Annotated in this window: 18 protein-coding genes and 1 other RNA gene; 4 read left to right on the top strand and 15 right to left on the bottom strand. The window is 63.6% G+C overall.

All coding sequences use genetic code 11. The features are described from left to right. Positions 1-12 precede the first annotated feature (12 nt). The 9 genes from mraY to rsmI all read right to left on the bottom strand — a co-directional run bounded on the left by mraY (position 13) and on the right by rsmI (position 8,910). Positions 13-1,095, bottom strand: coding sequence for a phospho-N-acetylmuramoyl-pentapeptide-transferase (gene mraY / locus ACNFBT_RS19115; protein WP_275610391.1), 1,083 nt, complete (start codon positions 1,093-1,095; stop codon positions 13-15). Beyond that, positions 1,096-2,460, bottom strand: coding sequence for a UDP-N-acetylmuramoyl-tripeptide--D-alanyl-D-alanine ligase (locus ACNFBT_RS19110; protein ID WP_416751980.1), 1,365 nt, complete (start codon positions 2,458-2,460; stop codon positions 1,096-1,098). Next, on the bottom strand, positions 2,453-3,916 hold the full coding sequence (locus ACNFBT_RS19105; RefSeq protein WP_416751978.1) for a UDP-N-acetylmuramoyl-L-alanyl-D-glutamate--2,6-diaminopimelate ligase: 1,464 nt from the start codon (positions 3,914-3,916) through the stop codon (positions 2,453-2,455). The genes ACNFBT_RS19110 and ACNFBT_RS19105 overlap by 8 nt, the downstream gene beginning before the upstream one ends. Next, complete coding sequence (locus tag ACNFBT_RS19100; protein ID WP_416751976.1) at positions 3,916-5,664, bottom strand: peptidoglycan D,D-transpeptidase FtsI family protein; 1,749 nt, start codon at positions 5,662-5,664, stop codon at positions 3,916-3,918. The genes ACNFBT_RS19105 and ACNFBT_RS19100 overlap by 1 nt, the downstream gene beginning before the upstream one ends. Beyond that, positions 5,661-5,954, bottom strand: coding sequence for a cell division protein FtsL (gene ftsL, locus ACNFBT_RS19095; RefSeq protein WP_416751974.1), 294 nt, complete (start codon positions 5,952-5,954; stop codon positions 5,661-5,663). The genes ACNFBT_RS19100 and ftsL overlap by 4 nt, the downstream gene beginning before the upstream one ends. Then, positions 5,951-6,892, bottom strand: coding sequence for a 16S rRNA (cytosine(1402)-N(4))-methyltransferase RsmH (gene rsmH / locus ACNFBT_RS19090; protein WP_416751972.1), 942 nt, complete (start codon positions 6,890-6,892; stop codon positions 5,951-5,953). Before rsmH ends, ftsL begins: the two co-directional genes overlap by 4 nt. Positions 6,893-6,900: 8 nt before the next feature. Then, positions 6,901-7,356: a division/cell wall cluster transcriptional repressor MraZ gene (gene mraZ / locus ACNFBT_RS19085; protein WP_371233446.1), complete on the bottom strand. Its 456-nt coding sequence runs from the start codon at positions 7,354-7,356 to the stop codon at positions 6,901-6,903. Positions 7,357-7,664: 308 nt separating this feature from the next. Continuing rightward, an RNA gene (gene rnpB, locus ACNFBT_RS19080) (RNase P RNA component class A) lies at positions 7,665-8,021 on the bottom strand. 40 nt (positions 8,022-8,061) lie between these two features. Further along, a complete protein-coding gene (gene rsmI, locus ACNFBT_RS19075; protein ID WP_416751970.1) occupies positions 8,062-8,910 on the bottom strand; it encodes a 16S rRNA (cytidine(1402)-2'-O)-methyltransferase in 849 nt (282 codons plus the stop codon). A gap of 126 nt (positions 8,911-9,036) precedes the next feature. Between rsmI and ACNFBT_RS19070 the strand changes: the two genes are divergently transcribed. The 4 genes from ACNFBT_RS19070 to ACNFBT_RS19055 are packed head-to-tail and all read left to right on the top strand — an operon-like array spanning position 9,037 to position 12,422. Beyond that, positions 9,037-10,851, top strand: a complete 1,815-nt coding sequence (locus ACNFBT_RS19070) for a penicillin-binding protein activator (RefSeq protein WP_416751968.1) — start codon at positions 9,037-9,039, stop codon at positions 10,849-10,851. Beyond that, on the top strand, positions 10,848-11,225 hold the full coding sequence (locus tag ACNFBT_RS19065; RefSeq protein ID WP_416751966.1) for a YraN family protein: 378 nt from the start codon (positions 10,848-10,850) through the stop codon (positions 11,223-11,225). The genes ACNFBT_RS19070 and ACNFBT_RS19065 overlap by 4 nt, the downstream gene beginning before the upstream one ends. 28 nt (positions 11,226-11,253) lie before the next feature. Then, on the top strand, positions 11,254-11,847 hold the full coding sequence (locus ACNFBT_RS19060) for a phosphoheptose isomerase (RefSeq protein ID WP_017518113.1): 594 nt from the start codon (positions 11,254-11,256) through the stop codon (positions 11,845-11,847). After that, on the top strand, positions 11,844-12,422 hold the full coding sequence (locus tag ACNFBT_RS19055; protein WP_416751964.1) for a BON domain-containing protein: 579 nt from the start codon (positions 11,844-11,846) through the stop codon (positions 12,420-12,422). Before ACNFBT_RS19060 ends, ACNFBT_RS19055 begins: the two co-directional genes overlap by 4 nt. A gap of 60 nt (positions 12,423-12,482) precedes the next feature. On the opposite strand, the gene ACNFBT_RS19050 is transcribed toward ACNFBT_RS19055, so the two are convergent. The 6 genes from ACNFBT_RS19050 to rpsI form a co-directional block, all read right to left on the bottom strand. Beyond that, a complete protein-coding gene (locus ACNFBT_RS19050) occupies positions 12,483-12,887 on the bottom strand; it encodes a ClpXP protease specificity-enhancing factor (RefSeq protein WP_207883732.1) in 405 nt (134 codons plus the stop codon). An 11-nt stretch (positions 12,888-12,898) separates the two neighbouring features. Beyond that, positions 12,899-13,516, bottom strand: coding sequence for a glutathione S-transferase N-terminal domain-containing protein (locus tag ACNFBT_RS19045; protein ID WP_416751962.1), 618 nt, complete (start codon positions 13,514-13,516; stop codon positions 12,899-12,901). Positions 13,517-13,604: 88 nt separating this feature from the next. Beyond that, a complete protein-coding gene (locus ACNFBT_RS19040; RefSeq protein ID WP_416751959.1) occupies positions 13,605-14,384 on the bottom strand; it encodes a cytochrome c1 in 780 nt (259 codons plus the stop codon). Further along, positions 14,384-15,595, bottom strand: coding sequence for a cytochrome b (locus ACNFBT_RS19035; RefSeq protein ID WP_416751957.1), 1,212 nt, complete (start codon positions 15,593-15,595; stop codon positions 14,384-14,386). Before ACNFBT_RS19035 ends, ACNFBT_RS19040 begins: the two co-directional genes overlap by 1 nt. After that, a complete protein-coding gene (gene petA / locus ACNFBT_RS19030; RefSeq protein ID WP_152220724.1) occupies positions 15,595-16,185 on the bottom strand; it encodes a ubiquinol-cytochrome c reductase iron-sulfur subunit in 591 nt (196 codons plus the stop codon). Before petA ends, ACNFBT_RS19035 begins: the two co-directional genes overlap by 1 nt. Positions 16,186-16,434: 249 nt before the next feature. Then, a complete protein-coding gene (gene rpsI, locus ACNFBT_RS19025; protein WP_259759389.1) occupies positions 16,435-16,827 on the bottom strand; it encodes a 30S ribosomal protein S9 in 393 nt (130 codons plus the stop codon). Between the last annotated feature and the right edge of the window lie 10 nt (positions 16,828-16,837).

Genomic DNA, 16,837 nt, shown 5'->3' with positions numbered 1-16,837 from the left:
CTCGATCAGTCCTCAACGCAGTTTCAACGTGGCCAGGCCGATCAGCACGAGAATCACCGTGATGATCCAGAAGCGCACGATCACGCGCGGCTCCGGCCAGCCCTTGAGTTCGAAGTGGTGGTGGATCGGCGCCATGCGGAACACCCGCTTGCCGGTCAGCTTGAAGGAGGCGACCTGGATCACCACCGACAGGGTTTCCATGACGAACACGCCGCCCATGATGAACAGCACGATTTCCTGGCGGACGATCACCGCGATGGTGCCCAGCGCGGCGCCCAGGGCCAGCGCGCCGACGTCGCCCATGAAGACCTGTGCCGGGTAGGTGTTGAACCAGAGGAAGCCCAGCCCCGCGCCGACGATGGCGGCGCAGAAGATGATCAGCTCGCCCGCGCCCGGAACGCTCGGGATCAGCAGGTATTCGGCGAATTTGATGTTGCCCGACAGGTAGCAGAAGATGCCCAGCGCCCCGCCGACCATCACGGTGGGCATGATGGCCAGGCCGTCGAGGCCGTCGGTCAGGTTCACTGCGTTGCTGGAGCCGACGATCACGAAGTAGGTCAGCACCACGAAGAAGATGCCCAGCGGGATCTCGACGTTCTTCAGCATCGGCACGATCAGGGTGGTTTCGATCGGCGTCTCGGCGGTCATATAAAGGAAGATCGCAGCGCCCAGGCCGAATACCGACTGCCAGAAATACTTCCAGCGGCTCGGCAGGCCGCGGGAGTTCTTCTCGATCACCTTGCGGTAGTCATCCACCCAGCCGACGGCGCCGAACAGCAGGGTCACGGCGAGCACAACCCAGACATAGCGGTTCGACCAGTCGGCCCACAGCAGGGTGCTGATGGCGATGGCGGTGAGGATCAGCGCACCGCCCATGGTCGGGGTGCCTTTCTTCGACAGGTGCGATTGCGGACCGTCGTTGCGCACCGCCTGGCCGATCTGGCGGATCTGCAGGGTGCGAATCATCCACGGCCCCAGCCACAGGGACAGGACGAGCGCGGTCAGCACGCTCAGGATGCCGCGCAGGGTCAGGTACTGGAAGACGCCGAAGCCCTTGTAGAACTGTTGCAGGTACTCGGCGAGCAGCAGCAGCATTTAGTGACTCTCCTCGGAGGATGCGCACAACGCCGCGACGACTTTGTCCATCGCCGCGCTGCGGGAACCCTTGATCAAAATGGTGGTTGTCGATGCTTCGTCGGCCAGGGCACTGATCAGGCTGGCCTGATCGGAGAAATGCCGGCCCGAGGAACCAAACGCCTGCACGGCGTGGCTCATCAGCGGTCCGACGGCATAGAGCGCGGTGACTTTGCCAATGGCATAGGTTCCCACTTCACGGTGGGAAGATTCTGCCCAGGCCCCCAGCTCGCCCATGTCTCCGAGGACGAGGACGGTCCGGCCGGGAAAGCCGGCGAGTATATCAATCGCCGCGCAAATTGAAGCCGGGTTGGCGTTGTAGCTGTCGTCGATCACCCGCATGCCGTTCGTCGCCAGTTGGGCTACGGCGCGGCCTTTGACCGGCTGCAGGCTCTGCAGGCCGGAAACGATCCCGACCAGCGGCACGCCGAGGGCATGAGCGGCGGCGGCGGCGGCCAGTGCGTTCGTGACGTTGTGCTCACCGAGCAGATTCAGCTGAATGGCAGCCTCGCCGGCTGGGCCCTGAAGGGTGAAGCCCGGGCAACCACGGGCATCACGTTTCACATCGCTGGCGCGGAAGTCGGCACGGGCATCGTGCAGGCCGAAGCTGGAAACGCGGCGGCCGACGGCGCGGGCCTGCCAGGTGTCGAAAGCCTTGTCGTCACGGTTGAGAATGGCCACACCGTCGGCGGCCAGCCCTTCGAGAATTTCACCCTTGGCCAGAACGATCTTGTCCTGACCACCGAACTCCCCTACATGGGCGGTGCCGGCATTGGTGATGATGGCAACCTGCGGGCGGGTCAGCGCGACGGTGTAGGCGATCTCGCCAACACGGTTGGCGCCCAGCTCGATGACCGCACTCTTGTGCTCCGGGGCCAGCTGCAGCAGGGTCAGCGGCGCACCGAGGTCGTTGTTCAGGTTACCGCGGGTCGCCAGGACTTCGCCCTGGGTCCGCAGGATGCTGGCAAGCATCTCCTTAACGGTGGTCTTGCCGCTGGAACCAGTAACGGCAGCAACTCGGCCGGTGTAGGCATTGCGATTCAGCGCGCCGAGCTGGCCCAGCGCGATACGGGTATCGTTCACGACCAGTTGCGGCAGCGGCGCACCGGCCACTTCACGCTCCACCAGCGCGGCGACCGCGCCCTTGGCGGCAACGTCGGCCAGGTAGTCATGACCGTCGAAACGCGGCCCGGTCAGGGCAATGAACAGCTGGCCGGGCACGATGGCGCGGCTATCGGTGCTCACGGCGTCGAAGCTGGCGTCGGCGCCGACCACACGGCCCTGCAGCGCACCAGCGACTTCATTGAGCGAAAGGGGCTTAAGCACGCTTCACCTCCCAGGCAGCCAGCGCCTTGGCGGCTTGATCCAGATCGGAGAACGGATGGCGAACGCCGTCGATCTCCTGGTAATCCTCATGTCCCTTGCCGGCCAGCAGCACGACGTCATCGACGTCGGCGGAGGCGATGAGGCGGGCGATGGCCTCGCCACGACGGGGGATGAACTCGACAGCGTCAGGCTTGGCGAAACCGGCACGGATGTCGGCGATGATCGCTTCGCTCTTCTCGGTGCGTGGGTTGTCGTCGGTGACCAGCACACGATCAGCGTGCTGCTCGGCAATCTGCGCCATGATCGGACGCTTGCCGCTGTCACGGTCGCCACCGCAGCCGAACAGGCAAAGCAGTTGGCCATGCACGTGCGGGCGCAGGGCCAGCAGGACTTTTTCCAGAGCATCCGGGGTGTGGGCGTAATCCACCACCACCAGCGGCTTCTCGCCGCCACCCAGGCGCTGCATGCGTCCGATCGGACCTTCCAGCTGCGGCAGCACGGCGAGCACTTCGCCCAGCGGGTAGTCCAGACCCAGCAGCGCGCCGACCACGGCCAGCAGGTTGCTCAGGTTGAACTTGCCCAGCAGCGAACTGCGCAGCAGGCCTTCGCCTTGCGGGGTAACGATCTGCGCCTGCACGCCGGCATCGCTGAACTTGGCTTCGCGGCAATAGAGGTAGGCCGACGGGTCGGTCAGGCTGTAACCCATCAGGCGGGATTCGTGGGACTCGGCGGCCAGCTGACGACCGAAGTCGTCGTCCAGGTTGATCACCCGGCAGCGCAGCCCCGGCCAGGCAAGCAGCTTGGCCTTGGCAGCACCGTAGGCTTCCATCGAACCGTGGTAGTCCAGATGGTCGCGGGACAGGTTGGTGAACACTGCCACGTCGAAGCCCAGCGCGGCGACACGGCCCTGCTCCAGGCCGTGAGACGACACTTCCATCGCCACCGCCTTGGCACCGCCCTGCTTCAAGCGCGCCAGGGTCGCCTGCACGGCGAGCGGGTCGGGCGTGGTGTGGCGGCCGCTTTCCAGCGCGCCATAGAAACCGGTGCCAAGGGTGCCGACGATGCCGCAGCGCTCGCCGAGCAGGTCGAGAGCCTGGGCCACCAGCTGGCTGACGCTGGTCTTGCCATTGGTGCCGGTCACGCCGACCAGTTCGACGCCACGGCTCGGTTCGCCATAGAAGCGCCCGGCGATGGCCGACAGCTGCTTGGCCAGGCCCTTGATGGCGATCATCGGCACATCACTGGGCGGCAGGTTGGCAGCGCCTTCAGCTTCATAGGCAACCGCAGCGGCACCCTGCTTGAGCGCAGCAGCGATGTGCGCGCGGCCGTCCTGGCGACCACCTGGCACAGCCAGGAACAGATCGCCCGGCTTGACGGTACGGCTGTCCAGGGTCAGTTCGCGGATCAGTTCACCGCTTTCGGCTTGCGGCAGCAGTTGATTGAGGCTCATCGGCATCAGCCACGCCCTCCTTTGGTAGCGGGCGCAGCATCGGCTTGCTGCTGCGGAGTCGCCGGCAGATTGTCCGGCGGCACATTCATCAGGCGCAGCGTCCCGGACATCACCTTGCTGAACACCGGCGCGGAAACCAGACCACCGAAGTAGCCGGCCTTGCTGGGTTCGTCGATGACGACCACGGCGACATAACGCGGATTGCTCATCGGCGCGAAGCCGGCGAACAGGGAACGGTAGGAATTCTCGGCGTAGCCCTTGGTGCCGACCTGGGCCTTGCGCGCGGTACCGGACTTGCCGGCCACGTGATAGCCCGGCACCTGGGCGCGGTACACGCCGTTGGGCGCCTCGATGACCTGCTGCAGCATGCCCTGCATGGTCTTGGCGACCGGTTCGGGAATGACCTGGGTGGCTTCCGGCTGGCGATCGGCGCGGACCATGGTCAGCGGCACGCTGCGGCCATTGTTTGCCAGCGCCGCGTAGGCATGGGCCAGCTGGATGGCAGTGACCGACAGGCCGTAGCCGTAGGACAGCGTTGCCGTCTCGGCCTTGCGCCATTCCCGGTAGTTCGGCAGGTTGCCGACGCGCTCGCCGGGGAAGCCCAGGCCGGTGTCCTGGCCGAGGCCGACCTTCTGCATCAGGCTGTAAATGGCTTCGCCGCCGATATCGAAGGCGACCTTGCTCATGCCTACGTTACTGGAGCGGATCAGGATGCCGGTCAGGTCCAGCACCGGGCCTTCGGTGCGGGATACGTCGCGAATGGTGTAGCGGCCAATCTGCAGGGTGCCCGGGTAGACCTCGACCTTGTCGGTGGGCTTCCAGCGGCCAGTTTCCAGCGCCGCGCTCATGGAGAACGGCTTCATGGTCGAACCCGGTTCGAACACGTCGATCATGGCGCGATTGCGCATCATCGCCGGCTGCAGGTTGCGGCGGTTGTTCGGGTTGTAGGTCGGCTGGTTGGACATGGCCAGCACTTCGCCGGTCTTCACATCGAGGATCACCAGGCTGCCGGCCTTGGCGCCGTTCTCCACCAGAGCATTGCGTAGCTCGCGGTTGGCGAGGTACTGCAGGCGCAGGTCGATGGACAGCGCGAGGGTCTTGCCAGCCTTGGCGTTGCGGGTGACCTGCACGTCGCGGATCAGGTGGCCACGGCGATCCTTGAGCACCTGGCGCTTGCCCGGCACGCCTGCCAGCCAGCTGTCGAAGGCCAGTTCCACGCCCTCGCGGCCGCGATCGTCGACGTCAGTAAAGCCCACTACCTGGGCAGCCACTTCACCGGCAGGATAGAAGCGGCGGAACTCTTCGACCGAGTACACGCCGGGAATGCGATGAGCCTTCACCTGAGCCATCACGGCTTCGCCCTGCTCCGGCGTCAGGCCACGGACCAGGTAGATGAACTCCTTGTCGGCATTCTGATCCAGGCGTTCGGTCAGGGCCGCTTGCGGCTGACCCAGCGCCTCGGCGAGGAAGCCCCATTTGTCACGCTCGAGCACCAGCTCCTTGGGGTTGGCCCAGAGCGTGGCAACCGGCGTACTGACGGCCAGAGGCTCGCCGTTGCGGTCGGTGATCAGGCCACGATGCGCGGGGATGGAAATGTGGCGCACGCTGCGCGCGTCGCCCTGCCCCTTGAGGAAGTCGTGATCGATGACGTGCAGGTCGACGATGCGCCAGGCAATCGCCGCCACCATCGCCAGCAGCAGGCCGATGACGACGCGGAAGCGCCAGGGGTAGCGGGCTCCGGGAAGATGCTTCATGGCGCCACCATGATGACTTCGGTCGGATCGGGCACGCGCATCTTCAGCTGGTCGGTCGCCAGCCCTTCGATGCGACTATGCGCGGTCCAGGTACTCTGTTCGAGGATCAGCCGGCCGTACTCGGCCTGCGCCTTGTCGCGCACGCTGAGCTCGGTGTACAGGGAATTGAGCAGCTGGCGATTCCAGTACGCGCTGTAGGACACGGAGATCGCCGACAACAGTACGCCAATGAACAGCAGCAGCATGAAGAAGCTGCCGGTCGGCAGGCGTTTGGCGAAGAGGCGGCTCATCGCACTTTCTCCGCAATGCGCATGACTGCGCTGCGCGAGCGCGGATTGGCCTTCAGCTCGGCCTCGGAGGCATAGACCGGCTTGCCGATCAGCTTCAGGCGCGGCTCGAAAGGTTTCACCTGAATCGGCAGGTTGCGCGGCAGCTTGTCCGCCTCGCCCTTGGCGTGCTTGCGCATGAACTGCTTGACGATGCGGTCTTCCAGCGAGTGGAAGCTGATCACCACCAGGCGACCGCCCACGGCCAGACCTTCCAGCGCGGCGTCGAGGCCACGCTCCAGATCGCCCAGTTCGTTGTTGATGAAGATACGCAGGCCCTGGAAGGCACGGGTTGCCGGGTTCTTGCCCTTCTCCCAGGCCGGGTTGGCCTCGGTGATCACGGCGGCCAGGTCGGCGGTGCGTTCGAAAGGTTGCTCCGCACGGCGCTGCACGATGGCACGAGCCATGCGCTTGGCGAAGCGCTCTTCGCCGTAGTCCTTGAACACGCGGGCAATCTCGTCTTCGGCGGCGGTGGCGATCCACTGCGCGGCGCTGACGCCCTGATCCGGATTCATCCGCATGTCCAGCGGACCGTCATTGAGGAAGCTGAAGCCGCGCTCCGGGTCATCCAGCTGCGGCGAGGACACGCCCAGGTCCAGCAGCACACCATTTACGCCGCCCTGCAGGCCGCGCGCGGTGAACTCCTCCGCCATCTCGGCGAAGGACCTTTGCACAATGACGAAGCGGCCGTCTTCGGCCGCCAGTGTTTTTCCCGTCGCGATCGCTTGGGGATCCTTGTCGAATCCGAGCAGCTGGCCGCCCGGACCGAGCTTGCCGAGCAAGGCGCGGCTGTGCCCTCCCCTTCCGAAGGTTCCGTCCACATAACGGCCGCCCTCCACGGGGGCCAGCGCTTCGACGGCCTCCTCGAGTAGAACGGTGATGTGTTGGAAGGTACTGGTCACAGGCAGGCTCACAGAATAAGGTCGCGCAATTCATCCGGCAGGCCGCCGGGTTCTTTAATGGCTGCGAGGTCGGCCTCGGCAACCGCATTCCACTTGTCTTCGTCCCACAGCTGGAACTTGTTCAACTGGCCGACCAGCATCGCCCGCTTGTCCAGGCCGGCGTATTCGCGCAGGCGCGGAGGAACGAGAAAACGCCCGGCGCCATCCAGCTCCAGGTCCACGGCATTGCCAATCAGCAAACGCTGCAGGCGCCGCGTTTCTTCACGCAGCGACGGCAGTTCGCGCAGCTTGGCTTCGATGAGTTCCCATTCAGGGAGGGGGTATACGGTCAGGCAGGTGTCGACGGCGTCGATGGTGACGATGAGCTGGCCATTGCAACGCGAAACGAGCTCGTCACGATACCGACTCGGCATCGCGAGGCGCCCTTTGGCGTCAAGACTAATGGCGTTAGCTCCGCGAAACACGTCAGCGCTTCCCCTGTGGTTGGCTATCCATGCCTGTTGATCCCACTTTTACCCACTTCGTACCACTTCCGCACACTATAGAAATCCGCGCTCCCCACCGTCAAGGCGAGCCAGATGGGAAAAATCCTTACAGGACCGAGATTTAGCGTGCTTTTGGAGGGTTTCGGGAGGAAATTTGACGCGATCAGAAAGAGAAAAGCCCAGTGTTTTCAAAACACTGGGCTTTCATACTTAAAGTGATTTCTCAACTTTGTAACTTCTTCCAATCAGCGACAAATGGTCATAGTGGGAAGAAGTGGGGGAAATGAGCTGAGAGTCGGTCTGTAAGCCGGGTTCTGTCGAGGACAGCCATTCCTCTGGGACATTCATCACTGAATGCCTCAAGCGACCTACCCGAATCCAACGCGGGCCGCGCCAATGGATTCCTATTTGGTCTTGCTCCGAGTGGGGTTTACCTAGCCACGAACTGTTGCCAGCCGTGCGGTGCGCTCTTACCGCACCTTTTCACCCTTACCGGCGCTGTTGCGCTTAGGCGGTTATTTTCTGTGGCACTTTCCGTAGGCTCGCGCCTCCCAGGCGTTACCTGGCACTCTGCCCTATGGAGCCCGGACTTTCCTCCATCCCGTGATGGAACATCACGAAACAGCGACTGTCCAACCAACTCTCAGTCCGTAAGGTTAGCGGCTGACGACGCTCAGAACAAGCTCAAGCCTTGCCTTGGCGCTCCAACGCGATCTGGTACAGCTGGTTCTTGCGCGCCCCGGTGATCTCAGCCGCCAGCGCCGCCGCGCGCTTCACAGGCAACTCGGCCAGCAGCAGATCGAGCACACGCAAGGTCTGCGCATCCACCACCTCATCCCCTTCCGGCGCAGGCTTGCCCGCCACCAGCAGTACGCATTCGCCACGCTGCTGGTTGCTGTCGGCGGCGACAAACTCGCGCAACTCGCCCAGCGGCAGCCCTTTCAGGGTCTCGAAGGTCTTGGTCAGCTCACGCGCCAGCACCGCAGGGCGCTCATTGCCAAAAATCGCCGCCATGTCCTCGATGCACTCCAGCACACGGTGCGGTGCCTCATAGAAGATCAGGGTGCGCGGCTCCTCCAGCAGCGCTTCCAGCCGACCGCGACGCCCAGCCGCCTTGGCCGGCAGGAAACCTTCGAAGACAAAACGGTCCGACGGCAACCCCGCGGCGGACAGCGCAGCGATCAGCGCACAGGCACCCGGCACCGGAACCACCGGTATCCCCGCAGCACGCGCCTGGCGCACCAGGTGATAGCCCGGATCGGAGATCAGCGGGGTGCCCGCATCGGAAATCAGCGCCACGTCCTCGCCGGCCTGCAGCTTGGTCAGGAATCGACCGCCCTGCTCGCGCTCGTTGTGCTCGTGGCACGCCGCCAGCGGAGTCTCGATGCCGAAATGCTGCAGCAGGCGCACCGAATGCCGAGTGTCCTCGGCAGCGATGAGCGACACGTTGGCCAGCACCTTGAGCGCCCGGGCGCTGATGTCATCCAGGTTGCCGATGGGGGTAGCCACCACATAAAGAGTGCCAAGTGTCACGCGCTAACCTCGCCGGAAGTATCTGAAAAAGCCGCATTGTATCCCGATTCCGGCAGCCGCCATCGCGTCACCCTCGCCGCTTGGGTACAATCGGCAGCTCTTTGAATGCGTCACGAGAAGCCCGATATGATCGCTCGCCTGCGTCCGCTTTCCGCTCTGTTCCTTGCCGGCATGCTCGCCGCCTGCGCCTCTTCCCCGTCGTCCAACCTCGGCGAACTGCCGCGCACCCCGGACGCCAGCATCGAACAGCTGCTACAGCAGGCCTCCACCGCCAAGCCCGACGAAGCCGCCGTGCTGCGTCTTTCCGCCGCTGACCTTGCGTATAAGCAGAAGGACTTCGGCCGCTCCACGCAGATCCTCGACCAGACGCCAATGGACAGCCTGAAGCCGGCCCAGCAAGTCTTCGCCAGCACCCTGCGCGCCCAGCTCGAGCTGGCCCGCAACAAGCCCAAGGCCGCCCTGAAGGCATTCGAGAACCCGAGCTTCCAGCGCCTTGGCGAAATGCCGGTGGACCTGCAGGCCCGCGCCGGCATGGTCAAGGCACTGGCACTGGCCGCCGATGGCCAGGCCCTGAGCGCCGCCCGCGAGCGCGTGTTCATCGACCCGCTGCTCAACGCTGAAGCCAGCAAGAGCAACCATGAAGCCATCTGGGGCCTGGTTTCCAGCCTGCCGGTCGAGCAACTGCAGGCCAGCGGCAACGACGGCGACATGAACGGCTGGCTGGAACTGGCTCGCATCACCAAGACCTCGTCGACCCTGAAGGAACAGCAGTCCAACATCGACAAGTGGGTCGCCCAGAATCCGGACCACCCGGCCGCCAAGCAACTGCCTGACGCCCTGACCAAGCTGAAATCCCTGGCCGCCCAACCGCTGAACACCATCGCCCTGCTGCTCCCGCAGCAGGGCCAGCTTGCCTCCGTCGCCCGCGCCCTGCAGGACGGCTTCCTGGCCGCCCACTACCAGGCCCAGCAGAGCGGCCAGGCGCAACCGGCGATCAAGCTTTACGACAGCAGCCAGGTGCGCTCGCTGGACGAGTTCTACCGCCAGGCCCAGGCCGACGGCGTGCAACTGGTCGTAGGCCCGCTGGAGAAGAACCTGGTCAAGCAGATGAGCAGCCAGCCGCAACTACCGATCACCACCCTGGCCCTGAACTACGCCGACGGCAACCAGGAAGGTCCCGCCCAGCTGTTCCAGTTCGGCCTGTCCGCCGAGGACGAGGCCCGCGAAGTCGCCAACCGCGCCTGGAGCGACGGCATGCGCCGCGCCGTGGCCCTGGTGCCGCGCGGCGAGTGGGGCGACCGCGTCCTGGCCTCCTTCAGCCGCAACTGGCAGGCTGCCGGCGGCACCCTGATCGCCGCCGAGCATGTCGACCAACCGGTCGAACTGGCCCGCCAGATCGCCGACCTGCTGCAACTGCGCCAGAGCGAAGGCCGCGCCAAGCGCCTGCAGGGCGTGCTCGACAGCAGCGTCGACACCCAGCCCTCGCGCCGCCAGGACATCGACTTCATCTTCCTTGCCGCCACTCCACAGCAGGCTCGCCAGATCAAGCCGACCCTGGCCTTCCAGTACGCGGGCGACCTGCCGGTCTACGCCACCTCCAACCTGTACACCGGCGTGAACAACCCGGCCCAGGACCAGGACCTGAACGGCATCCGCTTCTGCGAAACCCCCTGGCTGCTGGAGCCGAACAACCCCCTGCGCCAGCAAGTCGCTGCACAGTGGCCGGCCGCCAACGGCAGCCTGGGCCGCCTGTATGCCATGGGCGCCGATGCCTACCAACTGGCCCCGCGCCTGCCGGAGCTCAAGGCCGTGCCGAGCATGCAGGTCGACGGCCTGACCGGCACCCTGACCGTCAATGCCAACCAGCGCATCGAGCGCCATCTGCCCTGGGCCGAGTTCCGCAATGGCCAGGTGCAGCCGCTGGAGAACAGCGGTATTTGATCGGCAACAGCCCTTCCCAGAAGGCCGGGCGCGAGGCGGAAGCCAGCGCCCGCGCCCATCTCGAACAGCATGGATTGCGCCTCCTGGCGCAGAACTGGTCGTGCCGCCGAGGCGAGCTCGATCTGGTCATGCTGGACGGCGATACAGTAGTATTCGTCGAAGTTCGCTCCCGCCGGCATGACGCCTGGGGAGGAGCGCTGGAAAGTGTGGACTCGCGCAAGCGTCAGCGCCTGGCCGCCACCGCTGAACACTTCCTGCAACAGAACGCCCGCTGGAGCAGACACCCCTGCCGGTTCGACATCGTCGCCATCGACCATCGCACCCCAGGCTCCGCAGGGCACTTGAACTGGATCCCCAACGCCTTTGACACCTGATCAGACGCCCGACGAAAGGTCATCCCTGATGGACATGCAATCCCGTATCCGCCAGCTCTTCCATGCCAGCATCGAGACCAAGCAACAGGCCACCGAGGTGCTCATTCCGCATATCGAGCAGGCCAGCATGGTGATGGTCAACGCCCTGCTGAACGAGGGCAAGATTCTCTCCTGCGGCAACGGCGGCTCCGCCGGCGACGCCCAGCACTTCTCCTCCGAGCTGCTGAACCGTTTCGAGCGTGAGCGCCCGAGCCTGCCGGCGGTCGCCCTGACCACCGACAGCTCCACCATCACCTCGATCGCCAACGACTACAGCTACAACGAAGTCTTCTCCAAGCAGATCCGCGCCCTGGGCCAACCGGGCGACGTCCTGCTGGCGATTTCCACCAGCGGCAACTCGGCGAACGTCATTCAGGCAATCCAGGCCGCACATGATCGCGAAATGGTTGTCGTAGCACTGACCGGCCGCGACGGCGGCAACATGGCATCGCTGCTGCTGCCCGAAGACGTGGAAATCCGCGTCCCGGCCAAGGTCACCGCACGCATCCAGGAAGTCCACCTGCTGGTCATCCACTGCCTGTGCGACCTCATCGACCGTCAACTGTTCGGGAGTGAAGAATGACCCGCACCCCTCTGATCGCGGCCATGTTGGCCGTGACCATGGCTCTGGGTGGCTGCACCAGCTTCGTCAGCGCCACCCGCGACAAGCCGATCGACGATGACAAGGGCACCCGCACCCTTGGCAGCAAGATCGACGACTCGCTGATCGAAACCAAGGTGGCGGTGAACATCGCCAAAGCCGATGCGGACCTCGACCGCAATTCCCACGTCGTAGTGATCAGCTACAACGGCGTGGTGCTGCTGGCCGGCCAGACTCCGCGCTCCGACCTGAAGAACAAGGCCGAACAGGCCGCCAAGGAAGTGCAGAAGGTCAAGACCGTGCACAACGAGCTGCAAATCCTGCAGCCCTCCTCCCTGGCCGCCCGCAGCAACGACACCTGGCTGACCACCAAGATCAAGAGCCAGATGCTCGCTGACGCCAACGTCCCCTCCACCCGCATCAAGGTCCTGACCGAGAACGGCATCGTCTATATGCTGGGCCTGGTTACCCGCAAGGAAGGCGACCTGGCCACCCAGGTGGTCCAGAGCGTGGACGGCGTGCAGAAGATCGTCCGCCTGTTCGAGTACATCGACTGAGCGAGCTATTTATTGCAGGATGCAGGCATGAAAAAGGCGACCCTCGGGTCGCCTTTTTCATTATTTCACCACCTTGAGGCTTGGCCGGCCACTGGGGCGCGGCGGCTCGTCGGACGGACCATCGTCCGGCAAGTCCTCATCGTCGGTCGGCACCGGCGGCTCCAGGTCGAAGACCATGCCCTGGCCGTTCTCCCGCGCATAGATGGCCATTACCGCCTGGGACGGGATGTACAGGCTCTGGGCAACCCCACCGAAGCGGCCTTCGAAGCTGACCGCCTCGTTGTCCATCTGCAGATGGCGAACCGCGGTGGGCGATACGTTGAGCACGATCTGGCCGTCACTGGCATAGCCCGGCGGCACGCGCACGCCCGGATACTCGGAATTGACCAGGATATGCGGGGTGCAGCCGTTATCGACGATCCACTCATAGAGGGCTCGCACGAGGTAGGGACGACTGGAGTTCATCATCAGGCTCCTTAGCGCATATCGCGTTCGATAGAGGACAGGCTCGCACGGAAAGTTTCCCGCGCAAACTGCCGCTCCATGTAATCCAGCAGCGGCTTGGCCGGGCGCGGCAACTCGATGCCCAGGACCGGCAACCGCCAGAGGATCGGCAACAGGCAGCAGTCCACCAGACTGAGCTCCTCGCTGAGGAAGAAGGGCTTGTCGGCGAACAACGGCGATACCCCCGTCAGGCTCTCACGCAATTCCTTTCTCGCCAAGGCACGCTCGGCGTCCTTCTGCCGCGAGTCGAGAATGCGATCCACCAGAGCGCACCAGTCCCGCTGAATGCGGTGCATCAGCAAGCGGCTGTTGGCACGAGCCACCGGGTAGACCGGCAGCAACGGCGGGTGTGGATAACGCTCATCAAGGTACTCCATGACCACTGTCGACTCGTAGAGCGAAAGATCGCGATCCACCAGGGTCGGCAGGCTGCCATAGGGATTCACTTCGGCGAGCCTGGCCGGAATGTTGCCGACCGGTACGTCGATGATGTCGGCAACGACACTCTTCTCCGCCAGCACCAGGCGTACGCGATGGCTGTAGTGGCAGGAAGGGTCGGAGAAACAGGTGAGCTTATTGATTGCGGCCATGCCGCGCGCCTCCTCGCAGAATCTACTTGTGGGAGGTAGAAAGACGCGCGCGCCCCGTAGGGCGCGCGCTTGTTACAGCTGGCAGTGCTTAGTGCACGTCCTTCCAGTATTCGCGCTTGAGCAGGTAGGCGAACACGAAGAAGAAGGCCAGGAACAGCAGGACGTAGGTGCCGATACGGTGGGATTCCAGCTTGTTCGGATCAGCCGAGTAAGCCAGGAAGGTCACCAGGTTCTTCACCTTTTCGTCGAACTGGGCTTCGTTCAGCTGACCGGTCTTCGGAACGACGGTCAGTTGATCGCAGGCCTCGTGGGTCAGCGGGGTGCCGGTCAGAGGATCGTACTGCTTCTTGCCATGCTCGACGACCTGAACCTGCTTGCAGCCGACGACCTGACGGCCCTGGACGCTGGCCAGCACGTTCGGCATGCCGACGTTCGGGAAGACCTTGTTGTTCACGCCCCACGGACGCTTGGGATCTTCGTAGAACGAACGCAGGTAGGTGTACAACCAATCGGTACCACGCACACGGGCTACCAGGGTCAGATCCGGCGGAGCAGCACCGAACCACACCTTGGCGTCAGCCGGCTTCATGCCGACTTCCATGTGATCGCCGATCTTCGCACCGGTGAACACCAGGTGGCTCATCATCAGCTCTTCGGGGATACCCAGGTCCTTGCCGACGCGCTCATAGCGCTGGAACTTGGCGCTGTGGCAGCCCATGCAGTAGTTGGCGAAGGTACGTGCGCCGTCCTGCATGGCGGCCTTGTCGGTCAGGTCGATATCGACGTGATCGAGCTCAGGCCCCGCTTCGTTGGCGAATGCGAATACCGGCAGGAAAGCCAGAATCAATGCTGCGAATTGCTTTTTCATCAGCCAGTCACCCTTTCCGGAACCGGTTTGGTCTTCTCCATCCGGGTGTAGAACGGCATCAGGATGAAGAACGCGAAATACAGAATGGTGCACAGGCGCGACAGCGTAGTGCCCAGCGGCGACGGCGCTTGCGAGCCGTAGTAGCCGAGGATCACGAAGGACACCGCGAAGATCACCAGCCAGATCTTGCTCAGCCAACCCTTGTAACGGATCGAGCGAACCGGGCTACGGTCCAGCCACGGCAGCACGAACAGGATCGCGATGGCGGCGCCCATGGCAACCACACCCATCAGCTTGTCCGGAACGGCACGCAGAATGGCGTAGAACGGAGTGAAGTACCAAACCGGCGCAATGTGCGGCGGGGTCTTGAACTGGTTCGCCATCTCGAAGTTGGGCTTCTCGAGGAAGTAGCCGCCCATTTCCGGGAAGAAGAAGATCACGGTGCAGAAGATGAACAGGAAGACCACGACACCGACGATGTCCTTGACGGTGTAGTACGGGTGGAAGGCAATGCCGTCCAGCGGTACGCCGTTCTCGTCCTTCTTCTTCTTGATGTCCACGCCGTCCGGGTTGTTCGAGCCGACTTCGTGCAGCGCCAGGATGTGCAGCACGACCAGGCCGAGCAGCACGATCGGCAGGGCGATCACGTGCAGGGCGAAGAAGCGGTTCAGGGTGATGCCGGAGATCAGGAAGTCACCGCGGATCCACTGGGCCAGGTCGTTACCCACGACCGGAATGGCGCCGAACAGCGAGATGATCACCTGGGCACCCCAGTAGGACATCTGGCCCCAGGGCAGCAGGTAGCCCATGAAGGCCTCGGCCATCAGGGCGAGGTAGATCAGCATGCCGAAGATCCACACCAGCTCACGCGGCTTCTGGTAGGAGCCGTAGAGCAGGCCGCGGAACATGTGCAGGTAGACCACGATGAAGAACGCCGAGGCGCCGGTGGAGTGCATGTAGCGGATGATCCACCCGTAGTCGACATCTCGCATGATGTACTCGACGGAGGCGAAGGCCTCTTCCGCCGACGGGGTGAAGCTCATGGTCAGCCAGATACCGGTGAGGATCTGGTTGACCAGGACCAGCAGCGCCAGCGAACCGAAGAAGTACCAGAAGTTGAAGTTCTTCGGGGCGTAGTACTTGCTCAGATGGTCTTCCCACATCTTGGTCGCGGGGAAGCGCGCATCGACCCAAGCCATGAACTTGTTCATCAGGCTTTCTCCTGGTCCACACCGATGGTCAACTCATCACCATCGAGCGTATAAGGCGGAATCGGCAGGTTCAGGGGCGCGGGCTGTCCCTTGTAAACGCGGCCGGCAAGGTCGTAATGGGAGCCATGGCAGGGGCAGAAGTAGCCACCCTTCCAATCCGGACCGAGGTCCGCGGGAGCGACTTCAGGACGGAAGGTCGGCGAGCAGCCCAGGTGGGTGCAGATACCGACGATCACGGCCAGCTCCGGCTTGATCGAACGCAGCTTGGGATCGACGTAGGCAGGCTGCTCCGAAGCCTTCGACTCGGGGTCGGCCAGTTGCCCGTCAAGGGTCGGCAGGGCATCCAGCATTTCCTTGGTGCGATGCACCAGGAACACCGGCTTGCCGCGCCACTCAGCGATAACCTGCTGGCCCGGCTCGATCTTCCCTACGTTGACCTTCACCGGCGCGCCAGCGGCCTTCGCCTTGGCACTGGGGAACCATGACCCCACGAACGGGACCGCAGCTCCGACCGCTCCTGCCGCACCAACCACCGAAGTGGCCGCGACAAGGAAGCGACGCCGGCCTGCATTCACGCCGTCATTACTCATTCAGTCGTCTCCCATCAGCTTCAAGCCTGTTCAATTCAGGCTTTTAAGTAAAAATTCGAGCCGCGCAAAAAATTCGCCAAATGGTAAAGAAAAGCCCTTGTGCTGACAAGGTAATAGCCAGATACGAAGTTAGCGAAACCCTTGCGGGACGGGGCCCGCGCGGATGCGACACCTTGCCGCACGAACAAATTACAGACATAAAAAAACGCCCAGTCCAAAGGATCTGGGCGTTTTTTTCGAAGCGTCGTATTAACGCTTGGAGTACTGCGGACGCTTACGCGCTTTACGCAGACCGACTTTCTTACGCTCAACTTCGCGAGCATCGCGAGTGACGTAGCCGGCCTTACGCAGCGGGCTGCGCAGGGTCTCGTCGTATTCGATCAGAGCGCGGGTGATACCGTGACGGATCGCACCAGCTTGACCGCTCACGCCACCGCCAACAACGGTAACGTAGATATCGAACTTCTCGGTGTTCTCGGTCAGCTCGAGCGGCTGACGGACAACCATGCGAGCGGTCTCACGACCGAAGAACTGCTCGATAGTGCGGTTGTTGATGGAGATCTTGCCAGTGCCCGGACGCAGGAAGACGCGAGCGGTAGCGGTCTTACGACGGCCAGTGCCGTAATTTTGAGTCGCCGACATAATGAGCTAT

Source organism: Pseudomonas sp. NY15181, assembly GCF_048068055.1.
In the GTDB taxonomy this organism is placed as follows: domain Bacteria; phylum Pseudomonadota; class Gammaproteobacteria; order Pseudomonadales; family Pseudomonadaceae; genus Pseudomonas.
This window is presented reverse-complemented; position numbering and strand designations above follow the sequence as displayed.

Coding starts and splice junctions, on each gene's coding strand:
- mraY (WP_275610391.1), bottom strand. CDS start 1,095: ATGCTGCTGCTGCTCGCCGAGTACCTGCAACAGTTCTACAAGGGCTTC.
- ACNFBT_RS19105 (WP_416751978.1), bottom strand. CDS start 3,916: ATGCCGATGAGCCTCAATCAACTGCTGCCGCAAGCCGAAAGCGGTGAA.
- ACNFBT_RS19100 (WP_416751976.1), bottom strand. CDS start 5,664: ATGAAGCATCTTCCCGGAGCCCGCTACCCCTGGCGCTTCCGCGTCGTC.
- ftsL (WP_416751974.1), bottom strand. CDS start 5,954: ATGAGCCGCCTCTTCGCCAAACGCCTGCCGACCGGCAGCTTCTTCATG.
- ACNFBT_RS19070 (WP_416751968.1), top strand. CDS start 9,037: ATGATCGCTCGCCTGCGTCCGCTTTCCGCTCTGTTCCTTGCCGGCATG.
- ACNFBT_RS19060 (WP_017518113.1), top strand. CDS start 11,254: ATGGACATGCAATCCCGTATCCGCCAGCTCTTCCATGCCAGCATCGAG.
- ACNFBT_RS19055 (WP_416751964.1), top strand. CDS start 11,844: ATGACCCGCACCCCTCTGATCGCGGCCATGTTGGCCGTGACCATGGCT.
- ACNFBT_RS19050 (WP_207883732.1), bottom strand. CDS start 12,887: ATGAACTCCAGTCGTCCCTACCTCGTGCGAGCCCTCTATGAGTGGATC.
- ACNFBT_RS19045 (WP_416751962.1), bottom strand. CDS start 13,516: ATGGCCGCAATCAATAAGCTCACCTGTTTCTCCGACCCTTCCTGCCAC.
- ACNFBT_RS19040 (WP_416751959.1), bottom strand. CDS start 14,384: ATGAAAAAGCAATTCGCAGCATTGATTCTGGCTTTCCTGCCGGTATTC.
- ACNFBT_RS19035 (WP_416751957.1), bottom strand. CDS start 15,595: ATGAACAAGTTCATGGCTTGGGTCGATGCGCGCTTCCCCGCGACCAAG.
- petA (WP_152220724.1), bottom strand. CDS start 16,185: ATGAGTAATGACGGCGTGAATGCAGGCCGGCGTCGCTTCCTTGTCGCG.
- rpsI (WP_259759389.1), bottom strand. CDS start 16,827: ATGTCGGCGACTCAAAATTACGGCACTGGCCGTCGTAAGACCGCTACC.